Genomic DNA, 14,167 nt, shown 5'->3' with positions numbered 1-14,167 from the left:
ATAATTTGTCGCCCCGGTAAGCGAAGCGCCACCGGGGACATACCCGCTACTGTGCGGTCTTCTTCATCATACTGAAGATAAACAGCATCGCCGCACTCAGCACCACGGACGGCCCCGCAGGCGTGTCATAGAACGCCGAGAAGGTTAGCCCACCCGTTACCGCAATCATCCCGATAATTACGGCGACACCGGCCATCTGCTCCGGCGTACGGGCAAAACGACGCGCCGTAGCCGCAGGGATGATCAGCAGCGACGTAATAATCAGCGCGCCGACAAACTTCATCGCCACGCCAATGGTTAACGCCGTTACCAGCATCAGCAGCAGCTTAACGCGCTGCAGCTTCACGCCGTCGACAAACGCCAGGTCCGGGCTGACGGTCATGGCCAGCAGGTTACGCCATTGCCAGAGCAGAATGCCGAGGACCACCACAACGCCAATCGCGATAGCGATGAGATCGTCTGGCGTGACGGCCAGCAGGTCACCGAACAGGTAAGCCATCAGATCCACGCGGATATTGGACATCAGGCTGACCACCACCAGACCCAGCGACAGGGCGCTGTGCGCCATGATGCCAAGCAGCGTATCAATGGCGAGGTGAGGGCGTTTTTCCAGCCAGACCAGACCGGCCGCCAGCAGCAGCGTGACCACAATCACCGCGTAGAACGGGTTGACGTTCAGCAGCAGGCCAAAAGCCACGCCCAGCAGGGACGCGTGCGCCAGGGTATCGCCGAAGTAAGACATTCTGCGCCACACCACAAACGAGCCGAGTGGACCCGCGGCGCAGGCAAGCATAATCCCGGCCAGCCAGCCGGGCAGTAACAGTTCAATCATGAGTGTCCATTTCCCCGACGCAGAACGATTCGTCCCTGCAAATCATGGCGGTGATTATGATGATGGCGATAGATGCCGAGCTGTTCAGCGCCGCGAGGGCCGAACATGGAGATAAATTCCGGGTGCATGGAGACCACTTCTGGCGTGCCGGAGCAGCAGATGTGGTGGTTAAGACACAGCACTTCGTCAGTCTTTGCCATCACCAGATGCAGGTCGTGGGATACCATCAGTACCGCGCAGTTCAGTTCCTGACGCAGCTGGTCAATAAGATCGTACAGCGCTACCTGGCCGTTGACGTCGACCCCCTGAGTCGGCTCATCCAGCACCAGCAGCTGCGGGCTGCTGAGCAACGCACGGGCAAGTAATACGCGCTGTGTTTCACCGCCGGACAGTTTTTGCAGCGGCGCATCGACAAGATGGCCTGCCTGCACGCGCTTCAGCGCCGGGAGAATATCGGCTTTACGCGTACCGGGACGCAGGCGCAGGAAACGGCTCACCGTCAGCGGCAGCGTGGCGTCAAGGTGAAGCTTTTGCGGCACATAGCCGATACGCAATTTTTCCTCACGCTTGATCACGCCTTCATCGGGTGCGACCAGACCCAGCACCACGCGAACCAGGGTGGATTTGCCTGCGCCATTGGGGCCGAGCAGCGTCAGAATTTTGCCGGGCTTCAGATCGAGCGACACGTCAGAGAGGACGCGGCGCTGGCCAAATGAGACCGAAATATTTTCAAGAGAAACCAATGTCGTCATGTCATTTTAAGCTTGAAGAAGTCAACGAATGTTATAATATCACATTCCACGCATTCACTACGATGATTAGTCGCATTATGTTACATAAAAATACGCTTCTTTTCGCAGCATTATCCGCTGCCCTTTGGGGCACAACCGCACAAGATGTTAACGCTGCGGTTGTCGCTTCGCTTAAACCACTCGGGTTTATCGCGTCAGCCATTGCTGACGGGGTAACAGAAACTCAGGTTCTGCTCCCGGATGGTGCATCCGAGCATGACTACTCCCTGCGCCCTTCAGACGTAAAACGCTTACAAAACGCGGACTTAGTTGTCTGGATTGGTCCGGAAATGGAAGCGTTTATGCAGAAGTCAGCAAAACAGGTGGCGGGCGAAAAACAGGTCGCGATTGCCGCCCTCCCAGGCGTGAAACCGTTACTCATGAAAGGCACGGATGACGACGGCGATGAACATGACCATCATGCTGCCGACGGTGAAAAAGGTGATGGAGATCACCATCACGGCGAGTACAACATGCATCTTTGGTTATCCCCAGAGATAGCGCGGCTTTCAGCGGTTGCAATCCATGACAAATTAGTGGAACTTATGCCGCAAAGTCGAGCCAAACTAGACGCCAACCTGAAAGATTTTGAGGCACAATTAGCCGCAACCGATAAGCAGGTAGGTAATGAGCTCGCACCGTTGAAAGGAAAAGGGTATTTCGTTTTTCATGACGCCTACGGCTATTACGAAAAACACTACGGTTTGACCCCGTTGGGTCACTTTACCGTCAACCCTGAAATTCAACCTGGTGCGCAGCGTTTACATGAAATCAGAACACAGCTGGTTGAGCAAAAAGCGACATGCGTTTTTGCTGAGCCACAGTTCAGGCCAGCGGTCGTAGAAGCCGTGGCCAGGGGGGCATCCGTGCGCATGGGGACCCTTGACCCGCTAGGAACGAATATCCAGTTGAGCAAAGCGAGCTATTCGCAGTTCCTCAGCCAACTGGCGAACCAGTATGCGAGCTGCCTGAAAGGAGATTAACGAGGAAGTGAATACGTGCAACAGATAGCCCGCTCTGTCGCCCTGGCATTTAACAATCTGCCTCGACCCCACCGCGTCATGCTGGGGTCGCTTACAGTACTCACCTTAGCGGTCGCCGTCTGGCGGCCCTATGTTTACCACCCGAGTTCTGCCCCTATCATCAAAACCATCGAGCTTGAAAAGAGCGAAATCCGCTCTTTGCTGCCTGAAGCCAGTGAGCCTATCGACCAGTCGGCTCAGGAAGATGAAGCCATTCCACAGGATGAACTGGACGATAAAACCGAGAATGAAGCGGGTATCCACGAATATGTAGTTTCTACCGGGGACACGCTGAGCAGCGTGCTGAACCAGTACGGCATCGACATGGGCAATATCAGCCAGCTGGCGGCGGCAGATAAAGATCTTCGCAACCTGAAAATTGGGCAACAGCTCTCCTGGACGTTAACGGCCGATGGCGATCTCCAGCGTCTGACCTGGGAAATGTCCCGCCGTGAAACCCGCACCTACGATCGCACGGCAACCGGTTTCAAAATGACCAGCGAAATGCAGAAGGGCGACTGGGTCAACAGCGTTCTCAAAGGCACCGTGGGCGCAAGCTTTGTCTCCAGTGCGCGCGACGCAGGGTTGACCAGCGCTGAAATCAGTTCGGTGATCAAAGCCATGCAGTGGCAGATGGATTTCCGCAAGCTGAAAAAAGGCGATGAGTTTTCCGTCCTGATGTCCCGCGAAATGCTGGACGGCAAGCGCGAGCAAAGCCAGCTGCTGGGCGTGCGTCTGCGCTCCGAAGGCAAAGATTACTACGCGATCCGTGCCGAAGACGGCAAGTTCTACGACCGCACCGGTACGGGCCTTGCGAAAGGCTTCCTGCGCTTCCCGACGGCGAAACAGTTCCGCGTCTCCTCCAACTTTAACCCGCGTCGTCTGAACCCTGTCACCGGACGCGTCGCACCGCACCGTGGTGTTGACTTTGCTATGCCACAGGGTACACCGGTACTCGCGGTTGGGGATGGCGAAGTGGTGGTGGCCAAACGTAGCGGCGCAGCCGGATATTATGTTGCGGTACGTCATGGTCGCACGTATACGACCCGCTATATGCACCTGCGTAAGCTGCTGGTTAAACCAGGACAGAAGGTGAAGCGTGGTGACCGCATTGCGATCTCCGGTAATACCGGTCGCTCTACCGGCCCGCACCTGCACTACGAAGTGTGGATCAACCAGCAAGCCGTGAACCCGCTGACGGCGAAACTGCCGCGCACCGAAGGCCTGACGGGTAAAGATCGTACGGATTACCTGGCGCAGGTGAAAGAGGTGTTGCCGCAGCTGAGCTTAGACTAAGCCCTCTGTTTTTGTTAAAAAAGCCGGCGCACCCTGACGCCGGCTTTTTCTTTTGTGCGCGGACGACTGCCTCGCTACACTATCTGAATTAATTTTGCGTCATCAGACCCTGGATCCAGCATGGAAACCCAAAAAAACAATATTGAATACATTCCTGAGTTTGAAAAATCCTTCCGCCATCCGCGCAACTGGGGCGCCTGGCTCGGTGTCTACGCCTTTGCGGGGATAGCGTTGCTGCCGGCTTCCGTCCGCGATCCTGTTCTGGGTAAAATTGGCCGTCTTGCCGGGCGCTTAGGCAAGAGTGCCCGCCGTCGCGCGCAGATCAATCTCTATTACTGTTTTCCTGAAAAGAGCGACGCCGAGCGCGAGGCAATCATTGATGAGATGTATACCACCGCACCGCAGGCCATGGCGATGATGGCGGAGCTGGCGCTGAAAGGGCCGGAGAAAATTGTCGATCGCGTTGACTGGAAAGGGCTGGATATCATTCAGGAGATGCGCCGCAATGACGAGAAAGTCATTTTCCTTGTCCCACACGGCTGGGGCGTTGATATTCCGGCGATGCTGATGGCCTCTCAGGGCCAGAAGATGGCGGCAATGTTCCATAACCAGGGCAATAAAATCTTCGACTTTGTCTGGAATACGGTGCGTCGTCGTTTTGGCGGACGCCTGCATGCGCGCAACGATGGCATTAAGCCGTTCATTCAGTCGGTACGCCAGGGGTACTGGGGCTACTATCTGCCGGATCAGGACCACGGTCCCGAGCACAGCGAGTTTGTCGATTTCTTTGCGACCTATAAAGCGACGCTCCCTGCGATTGGCCGCCTGATGAAAGTGTGTCGTGCCCGCGTGATTCCGCTATTCCCGGTCTATGACGGCAAAACGCATCGCCTGAGCATTGAGGTTCGTCCGCCGATGGACGATCTGCTGACCGCTGACGACCACACCATTGCCCGTCGGATGAACGAAGAGGTGGAGATCCTGGTAGGGCCGCATGCCGAGCAATACACGTGGATCCTGAAGCTGCTTAAAACGCGTAAGCCGGGTGAAAAAGAGCCGTATAAACGCAAAGAGCTTTATCCAACGAAATAAAAAAAGCCCTCTCCATCTGGAGAGGGCTTTTTAACAGAGACGTTATTACTCGACGGTCATAACGCGCGTGGTGTTGGTTGAGCCGATGGTGCTCATCACATCGCCCTGGGTCACAATGACGATATCACCAGAGACCAGATAGCCTTTGTCGCGCAGCAGGTTTACGGCATCGTGCGCCGCGGCCACGCCGTCATTGGTGCTGTCGAAGTGTACCGGCGTCACGCCGCGGTACAGCGCCGTCAGGTTCAGCGTACGTTCGTGACGGGACATGGCGAAGATCGGCAGACCCGAGCTGATACGAGAGGTCATTAGCGCGGTGCGGCCAGATTCGGTCATAGTGATGATCGCGGTAACGCCCTTCAGATGGTTTGCCGCATACATTGCAGACATCGCAATCGCTTCTTCAACGTTGTCGAACTGCACGTCCAGACGGTGTTTAGAGACGTTGATGCTTGGGATCTTTTCAGCACCCAGGCAAACACGTGCCATGGCGGCCACGGTTTCTGCCGGATACTGGCCCGCAGCGGTTTCCGCAGAGAGCATTACCGCATCGGTACCGTCCAGCACGGCGTTGGCCACGTCCATCACTTCTGCACGGGTTGGCATCGGGTTGGTGATCATCGATTCCATCATCTGAGTGGCGGTAATCACCGCGCGGTTCAGCTGACGTGCGCGACGAATCAGGGCTTTCTGAATCCCCACCAGCTCAGGGTCGCCGATTTCCACACCCAGGTCGCCACGCGCAACCATCACCACGTCAGAGGCAAGGATCACGTCGTCCATAGCATCCTGATCGCAAACGGCTTCCGCACGCTCAACTTTGGCGACGATTTTGGCATCGCAGCCTGCATCACGCGCCAGACGACGCGCATAGTTCAGATCTTCGCCGCAGCGCGGGAAGGAGACAGCCAGGTAGTCAACACCGATCAGCGCAGCAGTCACAATATCCGCTTTATCTTTATCAGTAAGCGCTTCTGCAGAGAGGCCGCCGCCCAGCTTGTTGATGCCTTTATTGTTGGAGAGTGGGCCGCCGACGGTGACTTCGGTGAACACTTTCATGCCCTGAACTTCCAGCACTTTCAGCTGCACGCGACCGTCGTCAAGCAGCAGGATATCGCCAGGTACGACGTCAGCCGGGAGGCCTTTATAGTCGATACCGACTTTCTCTTTATCGCCTTCGCCTTTGCCCAGGTTGGCATCCAGCAGGAATTTGTCGCCGATATTGAGGAAAACTTTACCCTCTTTAAAGGTCGAAACGCGGATTTTAGGACCCTGCAAATCGCCGAGGATCGCAACGTGACGGCCCAGTTTAGCTGCGATTTCACGCACTTTATCGGCACGTAATTTATGGTCTTCTGGCGTACCGTGAGAGAAGTTCATACGCACCACGTTGGCGCCAGCGGCGATAATTTTCTCGAGATTATTATCGCGATCGGTGGCCGGGCCTAAGGTGGTTACGATCTTGGTTCTGCGAAGCCTTCTGGACATGTAATACTCCGTTGACTGAAACAACTTTGGTGTTGCGTGAACATTGAATCGGCCTTCATCTGCTGCAAGGCAGTGGAGAGGGGACCGAATGCCGTAAATCGGTACTTAGTCATTATTCGTGACGTCTTCGTTATCAACTATCGAACATCGCTCTTTATAAGCAATTCTTTATCAAAACGCGATTCCTTCAGCGCTTCCTTGACCCGCTTCAAGTTATCCCGGAATTTTGCCCCCCGGCGTAAGGTAAAACCGGTCGCCAGCACGTCAATCACGGTGAGCTGGGCCAGTCGGGAGACCATTGGCATATAAATGTCGGTGTCTTCCGGCACGTCGAGAGTGATCGCCAGCGTCGCCTCACGGGCCAGCGGTGTGCCCGCCGTGGTCAGCGCAATCACCATGGCATCGTTTTCACGGGCCAGCTGCGCCAGTTCTACCTGACTCTTAGTGCGGCCAGTATGCGAAATCAGTACCACGACGTCATCTTCACTGCAATTCATACAGCTCATGCGTTGCAGGACAATGTCATCGGAATAAATCACCGGGACGTTAAAGCGGAAAAATTTGTTCATGGCGTCATGCGCGACGGCCGCCGACGACCCGAGCCCAAAGAAGGCAATTCGCTTGGCCTGGGTGAGTAAATCCACTGCGCGATTCACGGAACTCATGTCCAGAGACTGACGGACGTGGTCAAGCGAAGCCATGGCCGACTCAAAAATTTTCGCGGTATAGGCATCAACGCTGTCGTCTTCATCCACATTACGATTAACATAAGGGGTGCCGTTAGCCAGACTTTGTGCCAGATGCAGTTTAAAATCAGGAAAGCCGCGCGTTTCCAGGCTGCGGCAGAAGCGATTGACCGTGGGTTCGCTAACACCCGCTTCCTGTGCCAGAGCGGCGATGCTTGAATGAATCGCCTGAGCGGGAGAGGCGAGAATGACCTCGGCCACTTTTCGCTCGGATTTGCTAAGGTGTTCCAGTTGAAACTGGATTTTTTCCAGCATGTTCATGTTAACAGGACGCTCATGGGTGTAAACGATTTCATTAATTGATGAAATCGTGATTCGATTTAGCCGATATTACCCCTGTGGCTTCCATTAAGGGTAACAATCGACGAGATAATGTTGTTGTTTTTTTTCATTACTTGATCGATGTCGGGTTTTGCTATGACCCTGTTGCGCAAAGAAACGACGGTTGTTGCGTCATTAAGCCGTCGAAATCATCCGATGGGTGAAAAATCGCGGTATCGCACGCGACGATAAGCGCTAATGGTTTCGGGAATGACGTAAAAGCAGTACAGTGCATTGTAATAAAATTACAACGATACCTGGCAGAAGTACCAGGTGATCCAACTGAGGAGAATGACATGGCGGTAACGCAAACAGCCCAGGCATGTGACCTGGTCATTTTCGGCGCGAAAGGCGATCTTGCACGCCGAAAATTGCTGCCTTCCCTGTATCAACTGGAGAAAGCGGGCCAAATTCATCCGGATACCCGTATCCTGGGTGTTGGGCGCGCCGACTGGGACAAGGACGCTTATACCAAAGTCGTCCGCGAGGCGCTCGAAACTTTCATGAAGGAAAAAATTGATGAAAGTTTGTGGGATACCCTGAGCGGTCGTCTCGATTTCTGCAACCTTGACGTGAATGACGTCAGCGCGTTCGCTCGCTTGGGCGCGATGCTGGATCAGAAAAACCGTGTCACCATTAACTATTTCGCCATGCCGCCAAGCACCTTCGGCGCCATCTGCAAAGGCCTGGGCGAAGCCAAACTGAACGCTAAACCGGCGCGCGTCGTGATGGAGAAGCCGTTGGGTACGTCCCTGGCAACCTCGCGTGAAATCAACGACCAGGTGGGCGAGTTCTTTGAAGAGTGCCAGGTCTACCGTATTGACCATTATCTCGGTAAAGAGACGGTGCTGAACCTGCTGGCGCTGCGTTTTGCTAACTCCCTGTTTGTGAACAACTGGGACAACCGCACCATCGACCACGTGGAAATCACCGTGGCGGAAGAGGTGGGGATTGAAGGTCGCTGGGGTTACTTTGACCAGGCCGGTCAGATGCGCGACATGATTCAGAACCACCTGCTGCAGATTCTGTGCATGATTGCCATGTCTCCACCGTCTGACCTGACGGCGGACAGCATCCGTGACGCCAAAGTGAAAGTGCTGAAGTCGCTGCGCCGCATCGACCGCTCCAACGTGCGCGAGAAGACCGTTCGCGGCCAGTACACCGCCGGGTTTGCGCAAGGCAAAAAGGTGCCTGGCTACCTGGAAGAAGAGGGCGCGAACAAGTCCAGCAACACCGAGACGTTCGTGGCCATCCGCGTGGACATCGACGACTGGCGCTGGGCGGGTGTTCCGTTCTACCTGCGCACCGGTAAGCGTCTGCCTGCGAAATGTTCCGAAGTGGTTGTCTACTTTAAGAACCCGGAACTGAACCTGTTCAAAGAGTCCTGGCAGGAGCTGCCGCAGAACAAACTGACCATTCGTCTGCAGCCGGACGAGGGCGTGGACATCCAGATCCTGAACAAAGTGCCGGGCCTGGATCACAAACACAACCTGCAGACCACCAAGCTCGATCTGAGCTACTCCGAAACCTTCAACCAGACGCACCTGGCCGATGCTTACGAACGTCTGCTGCTGGAAACCATGCGCGGTATCCAGGCGCTGTTCGTGCGTCGCGATGAGGTGGAAGAGGCGTGGAAATGGGTCGACTCCATCACCGAAGCCTGGGCTGCCGATCAGGATGCGCCAAAACCGTATCAGGCGGGCACATGGGGACCTGTCGCGTCGGTGGCAATGATCACCCGTGATGGCCGCTCCTGGAACGAGTTTGAGTAAGATAATCCGCTAGCCCGAAAGTGTTATTTTACCGGTAACATGATCTAACACAGCTCGTGGCACAATTTTCAACTTTTAAGCTCCGCGTGGATTCACCCGCGGAGCTTTTTTTATTACACTGCCGGAAGTGATTTTGCCCCTGAGCTCCGGACAGCAAGCGTTTCAGCGTTGTTAACAACTGCCAGCGACTTTGTAAACTCCCGAGCCCGGACAGATAAATGAGAGGAGCTTTTATGAATCCGACATTGTTACGCGTAACACAGCGCATTATTGAGCGCTCGAAAGAGACCCGTTCGGCCTACCTCGCCCGGATTGAACAGGCGAAGAGCAACACCGTTCACCGTTCCCAGCTGGCCTGCGGTAACCTGGCGCACGGCTTCGCCGCCTGCCAGCCTGACGATAAAGCGTCGCTGAAAAGCATGTTGCGTAACAATATCGCCATCATTACCGCCTATAACGATATGCTCTCCGCGCATCAGCCCTATGAGGTTTACCCGGACATCATCCGTAAAGCGCTGCACAGCGTGAATGCGGTCGGCCAGGTGGCGGGTGGGGTACCCGCCATGTGCGACGGCGTGACGCAGGGTCAGGACGGTATGGAGCTCTCCCTGCTGAGCCGTGAAGTCATTGCCATGTCCGCGGCGGTGGGCCTGTCACACAACATGTTTGATGGCGCGCTCTATCTCGGCGTATGCGACAAGATTGTTCCGGGCCTGGTGATGGCCGCGCTGTCGTTTGGTCATCTGCCTGCGATCTTCGTGCCGTCGGGCCCAATGGCAAGCGGCCTGCCGAACAAAGAAAAAGTGCGCATTCGCCAGCTGTACGCGGAAGGAAAAGCAGATCGTCAGGCGCTGCTGGAAGCGGAAGCTGCATCCTACCACGCGCCGGGCACCTGTACGTTCTACGGTACCGCGAACACGAACCAGATGGTGGTGGAGTTTATGGGGATGCAGCTTCCGGGCTCGTCCTTTATCCAGCCGGATGCACCGCTGCGCAAGGCGCTGACCGAGGCTGCGGCCCGTCAGGTCACGCGTCTGACCGGAAACGGCAACGAATGGATGCCGATGGGCAAAATGGTCGACGAAAAAGTTATCGTCAACGGGATTGTCGCGCTGCTGGCCACCGGCGGTTCGACCAACCACACCATGCACCTGGTGGCCATGGCGCGTGCGGCGGGCATTCTGATTAACTGGGATGACTTCTCCGAGATCTCTTCCGTGGTGCCGTTGATGGCGCGCCTGTATCCGAACGGTCCGGCGGACATCAACCACTTCCAGGCCGCAGGCGGCGTACCGCTGCTCATGCGCGAGCTGCTGAAGGGCGGTCTGCTGCATGAAGATGTTAACACCGTAGCGGGCTTTGGCCTGCAGCGCTACACCCAGGAGCCATGGCTGAACAACGGCGAGCTGGACTGGCGCGAAGGGGCGACCGCATCTCTTGATGCGCAGGTTATCGCCACCATCGACAAACCGTTCTCTCCTCACGGTGGCACAAAGGTGCTGAGCGGTAACCTCGGTCGCGCGGTAATGAAGACCTCTGCCGTACCGGAAGAGAACCAGATTATCGAAGCGCCAGCGGTGGTATTTGAAAGCCAGCACGACGTATTACCTGCCTTTGACGCCGGTCTGCTCGACAAAGACTGCGTGGTAGTGGTGCGTCATCAGGGGCCTAAAGCCAACGGGATGCCAGAATTACATAAACTTATGCCACCGCTTGGTGTATTATTGGACCGCCGTTTCAAAATTGCACTGGTGACCGATGGACGCCTCTCTGGCGCCTCAGGTAAAGTGCCATCAGCTATCCACGTGACGCCGGAAGCGTACGACGGCGGCCTGCTGGCGAAAGTGCGTGACGGTGACATGATCCGCGTTAACGGTCAGACAGGCGAGTTAACCCTGCTGGTGGATGACGCCGAGCTGGCGGCACGTCAGCCCCATATTCCTGACCTGAGCGCGTCGCGCGTGGGAACAGGACGCGAAATGTTTGGCGCACTGCGTGAGAACCTCTCCGGTGCTGAGCAGGGCGCAACCTGTATTACGTTTTAAGACGACTTGATTTTAACGATCTGGCGAGAGAAGACTCTGATGAAAAACTGGAAAACAAGTGCAGAAGCAATCCTGACCACTGGCCCTGTCGTGCCGGTTATCGTGGTAAACAAGCTGGAGCACGCTGTACCGATGGCGAAAGCGCTGGTTGCGGGCGGCGTTCGCGTTCTGGAAGTGACCCTGCGTACCGCCTGCGCGATGGATGCCATTCGCGCGATTGCTAAAGAAGTGCCGGACGCCATTATCGGTGCGGGTACCGTAACGAACGCAAAACAGCTGGCTGAAGTAACCGAAGCGGGCGCACAGTTTGCCATTAGCCCGGGCCTGACCGAGTCGCTGCTGAAAGCCGCCACCGAAGGTACCATTCCGCTGATCCCGGGCATCAGCACCGTCTCTGAACTGATGCTGGGCATGGACTACGGTCTGAAAGAGTTCAAATTCTTCCCGGCGGAAGCGAACGGCGGCACCAAAGCGCTGCAGGCGATTGCCGGTCCATTCTCTCAGGTACGCTTCTGCCCGACGGGCGGTATCTCTCCTGCCAACTACCGTGACTACCTGGCGCTGAAAAGCGTGCTGTGCATCGGTGGCTCATGGCTGGTTCCGGCGGATGCCCTGGAAGCGGGCGACTGGGATCGCATCACCAGACTGGCTCGCGAAGCGGTAGAAGGCGCGAAGCAGTAAGTCATTCGCCGCATGAAAAACGGGCCTTTCGGCCCGTTTTTTTATCCCGTTACCTTAACGCTTGCAGCGGCCGCTTTCGCTCTCGCCACGGCGTCGTCAACGTTATCTTCGGTGGCTAACGCCACGCCAAGACGACGGGTACCGTCGATCTCCGGCTTACCGAACAAACGGACCTGCAACCCGGCACCCACCGCCGCGTCGACGTTATCAAACGTAACGTTCTGGCTGGTTAACTGCGGCAGGATCACCGCCGAGGCTGCCGGGCCGTACTGACGGATACCGCCGACGGGCAGGCCGAGGAAGGCGCGCACGTGCAGGGCGAACTCGGAGAGATCCTGCGAAATCAGCGTGACCATGCCGGTGTCATGCGGGCGAGGGGAGACTTCGCTGAAGATCACCTCATCGCCGCACACAAACAGCTCCACGCCAAACAGGCCATAGCCGCCCAGCGCCAGGACGGTTTTACGGGCGATCGCCTGCGCACGCTCCAGCGCCAGGGCGCTCATCTGCTGCGGCTGCCAGGATTCGCGGTAATCGCCATCTTCCTGGCGGTGGCCAATCGGGTCGCAGAAATGGACGCCGTCAACGGCGCTGACGGTCAGCAGGGTGATCTCGAAATCAAACTTCACCACCCCTTCAACGATCACGCGACCGGCGCCTGCGCGGCCACCCTGCTGGGCGTACTCCCACGCCTTGTCCAGCGTGCTGCTGTCGCGGATAAAGCTCTGTCCTTTACCGGAGGAGCTCATCACCGGCTTAACGATGCACGGGTACCCAATCTCCTCAACGGCCTGCAGGAATGCGGCCTTATCGCCAGCAAAACGATAGCTCGACGTGGGCAACCCGAGCTCTTCTGCCGCCAGACGACGAATGCCTTCGCGGTTCATGGTCAGCTTTGCGGCTTTCGCGCAGGGCACCACGCGCTGGCCTTCCTGCTCAAGCGCAATCAGCGTGTCGGTGGCGATGGCTTCAATTTCCGGCACGACAAAATCAGGCTTCTCGCGTGAAATCAGCTCACGAAGGGCATCGCCGTCCAGCATGTTAATCACATAAGAACGATGGGCGACGTGCATGGCGGGTGCATCGGCGTAGCGGTCTACGGCAATGACTTCCACGCCTAAACGCTGGCACTCAATGGCGACCTCTTTTCCCAGCTCGCCCGATCCCAACAGCATCACTCGCGTCGCCGCAGGTCGCAGCGCGGTTCCTAAACGAATCATAACAATCCCCCTGAAAAAGTTGCGGGCAGTATAAACGAAAACGTTTGCGTCTGTCTTGTGCACGGCCAGGTGAGGGGAGAAGAAATTTGCGCTTCTTTAGCCCGCCCAGACATTTCCTGACGCCTGCTCGCTTACGCTGTGGAACATGTTCACCGTTAAGTGAGGGAAACCATGTCTGGCTGGCTAAATCAATTGCAATCACTGTTAGGGCAGAAAACGTCGTCTTCCGGCGAGCGGGATCTCAGCAAACTACTGGTGCCCGGGGCGCTCGGCGGGCTGGCAGGCCTGCTGGTCGCAAATAAATCCTCGCGCAAGCTGCTGGCAAAGTACGGGACAGGCGCGCTGCTGGCCGGTGGGGGCGCCATTGCGGGCACCGTCCTGTGGAATAAATACAAGGACAGGGTCCGGACCGCGCACAGCGATGAACCGCACTACGGCGAGCACACCTCGCCGCTGGATCTGCGTACCGAAAGGCTCATTCTTGCGCTGGTTTTTGCCGCGAAAAGTGACGGACATATCGACGATAAGGAACGGCTGGCGATCGAACAGCAGCTGCGCGAAGCCGGCGTCGAAGAGAAGGGCAGAGCGCTGGTGGCGCAGGCCATCGAACAGCCCCTGGATCCGCAGCGTCTGGCGCAAAGCGTGAAAAATGAGGAAGAGGCGCTTGAACTCTATTTCCTCAGCTGTGCCGCCATCGATATCGATCACTTTATGGAGCGCAGCTACCTGAATGCGCTTGGCGACGCGCTGAAGATCCCGCAGGACGTGCGTGAGGGCATTGAGCGGGATATTCGGGAACAAAAACAGGCGTTACAGGGATAGTTCTCGCCGTTGCGACCCTGTTTCGCTTGCATCATGCGT

Annotated in this window: 12 protein-coding genes; 7 read left to right on the top strand and 5 right to left on the bottom strand. The window is 56.6% G+C overall.

The window, feature by feature from the left end; genetic code table 11:
* Nucleotides 1-46: 46 nt before the first annotated feature.
* Both znuB and znuC read right to left on the bottom strand, forming a co-directional pair.
* Complete coding sequence (znuB, locus tag BFV67_RS13330) at nucleotides 47-832, bottom strand: zinc ABC transporter permease subunit ZnuB (protein ID WP_069598488.1); 786 nt, start codon at nucleotides 830-832, stop codon at nucleotides 47-49.
* The gene (gene znuC, locus BFV67_RS13325) at nucleotides 829-1,584 is read right to left on the bottom strand and encodes a zinc ABC transporter ATP-binding protein ZnuC (protein WP_008500451.1); all 756 of its coding nucleotides are present in this window, start codon (nucleotides 1,582-1,584) and stop codon (nucleotides 829-831) included. The genes znuB and znuC overlap by 4 nt, the downstream gene beginning before the upstream one ends.
* Before the next feature lie 77 nt (nucleotides 1,585-1,661).
* On the opposite strand from znuC, the gene znuA reads away from it, so the two are divergent.
* The 3 genes from znuA (at nucleotide 1,662) to lpxM (ending at nucleotide 5,033) form a co-directional block, all read left to right on the top strand.
* Nucleotides 1,662-2,606 (top strand): zinc ABC transporter substrate-binding protein ZnuA, encoded by a 945-nt coding sequence (gene znuA / locus BFV67_RS13320; RefSeq protein WP_069598957.1) that lies wholly within the window; start codon nucleotides 1,662-1,664, stop codon nucleotides 2,604-2,606.
* A gap of 15 nt (nucleotides 2,607-2,621) precedes the next feature.
* Entirely contained in the window at nucleotides 2,622-3,941 is a 1,320-nt protein-coding gene (gene mepM / locus BFV67_RS13315; protein ID WP_008500453.1) for a murein DD-endopeptidase MepM, read from the top strand.
* A gap of 120 nt (nucleotides 3,942-4,061) precedes the next feature.
* Nucleotides 4,062-5,033 (top strand): lauroyl-Kdo(2)-lipid IV(A) myristoyltransferase, encoded by a 972-nt coding sequence (lpxM, locus tag BFV67_RS13310; protein WP_025910055.1) that lies wholly within the window; start codon nucleotides 4,062-4,064, stop codon nucleotides 5,031-5,033.
* Between the two features lie 45 nt (nucleotides 5,034-5,078).
* On the opposite strand, the gene pyk is transcribed toward lpxM, so the two are convergent.
* Complete coding sequence (gene pyk / locus BFV67_RS13305; RefSeq protein WP_008500455.1) at nucleotides 5,079-6,521, bottom strand: pyruvate kinase; 1,443 nt, start codon at nucleotides 6,519-6,521, stop codon at nucleotides 5,079-5,081.
* 137 nt (nucleotides 6,522-6,658) lie between these two features.
* Nucleotides 6,659-7,528 (bottom strand): MurR/RpiR family transcriptional regulator, encoded by an 870-nt coding sequence (locus tag BFV67_RS13300; RefSeq protein ID WP_008500456.1) that lies wholly within the window; start codon nucleotides 7,526-7,528, stop codon nucleotides 6,659-6,661.
* Between the two features lie 356 nt (nucleotides 7,529-7,884).
* On the opposite strand from BFV67_RS13300, the gene zwf reads away from it, so the two are divergent.
* From zwf to BFV67_RS13285, 3 genes are all read left to right on the top strand, one after another.
* A complete protein-coding gene (gene zwf / locus BFV67_RS13295; RefSeq protein WP_008500457.1) occupies nucleotides 7,885-9,360 on the top strand; it encodes a glucose-6-phosphate dehydrogenase in 1,476 nt (491 codons plus the stop codon).
* Nucleotides 9,361-9,593: 233 nt separating this feature from the next.
* Nucleotides 9,594-11,405, top strand: coding sequence for a phosphogluconate dehydratase (gene edd, locus BFV67_RS13290; RefSeq protein ID WP_023325516.1), 1,812 nt, complete (start codon nucleotides 9,594-9,596; stop codon nucleotides 11,403-11,405).
* 39 nt (nucleotides 11,406-11,444) lie between these two features.
* The gene (locus BFV67_RS13285) at nucleotides 11,445-12,086 is read left to right on the top strand and encodes a bifunctional 4-hydroxy-2-oxoglutarate aldolase/2-dehydro-3-deoxy-phosphogluconate aldolase (protein WP_025756915.1); all 642 of its coding nucleotides are present in this window, start codon (nucleotides 11,445-11,447) and stop codon (nucleotides 12,084-12,086) included.
* A 41-nt stretch (nucleotides 12,087-12,127) separates the two neighbouring features.
* Here the strand turns inward: BFV67_RS13285 and purT are convergent, their stop codons facing one another.
* Complete coding sequence (gene purT, locus BFV67_RS13280; RefSeq protein WP_069598487.1) at nucleotides 12,128-13,306, bottom strand: formate-dependent phosphoribosylglycinamide formyltransferase; 1,179 nt, start codon at nucleotides 13,304-13,306, stop codon at nucleotides 12,128-12,130.
* Nucleotides 13,307-13,477: 171 nt separating this feature from the next.
* Here purT and BFV67_RS13275 point away from each other — a divergent pair, with 171 nt between their 5' ends.
* Nucleotides 13,478-14,128, top strand: coding sequence for a tellurite resistance TerB family protein (locus BFV67_RS13275; protein ID WP_021240435.1), 651 nt, complete (start codon nucleotides 13,478-13,480; stop codon nucleotides 14,126-14,128).
* Nucleotides 14,129-14,167: the final 39 nt, after the last annotated feature.

This window comes from Enterobacter roggenkampii (genome assembly GCF_001729805.1).
GTDB classification, from domain to species: domain Bacteria; phylum Pseudomonadota; class Gammaproteobacteria; order Enterobacterales; family Enterobacteriaceae; genus Enterobacter; species Enterobacter roggenkampii.
Note: the sequence above shows the minus strand (reverse complement) of the source record. Positions and strands in the feature narration are given on the sequence as shown.

Bases quoted from the DNA above. Each gene is read 5' to 3' on its own strand.
- lpxM (WP_025910055.1), top strand. From the start codon at position 4,062: ATGGAAACCCAAAAAAACAATATTGAATACATTCCTGAGTTTGAAAAA.
- znuC (WP_008500451.1), bottom strand. From the start codon at position 1,584: ATGACGACATTGGTTTCTCTTGAAAATATTTCGGTCTCATTTGGCCAG.
- purT (WP_069598487.1), bottom strand. From the start codon at position 13,306: ATGATTCGTTTAGGAACCGCGCTGCGACCTGCGGCGACGCGAGTGATG.
- BFV67_RS13300 (WP_008500456.1), bottom strand. From the start codon at position 7,528: ATGAACATGCTGGAAAAAATCCAGTTTCAACTGGAACACCTTAGCAAA.
- BFV67_RS13285 (WP_025756915.1), top strand. From the start codon at position 11,445: ATGAAAAACTGGAAAACAAGTGCAGAAGCAATCCTGACCACTGGCCCT.
- znuB (WP_069598488.1), bottom strand. From the start codon at position 832: ATGATTGAACTGTTACTGCCCGGCTGGCTGGCCGGGATTATGCTTGCC.
- edd (WP_023325516.1), top strand. From the start codon at position 9,594: ATGAATCCGACATTGTTACGCGTAACACAGCGCATTATTGAGCGCTCG.
- znuA (WP_069598957.1), top strand. From the start codon at position 1,662: ATGTTACATAAAAATACGCTTCTTTTCGCAGCATTATCCGCTGCCCTT.
- zwf (WP_008500457.1), top strand. From the start codon at position 7,885: ATGGCGGTAACGCAAACAGCCCAGGCATGTGACCTGGTCATTTTCGGC.
- BFV67_RS13275 (WP_021240435.1), top strand. From the start codon at position 13,478: ATGTCTGGCTGGCTAAATCAATTGCAATCACTGTTAGGGCAGAAAACG.
- pyk (WP_008500455.1), bottom strand. From the start codon at position 6,521: ATGTCCAGAAGGCTTCGCAGAACCAAGATCGTAACCACCTTAGGCCCG.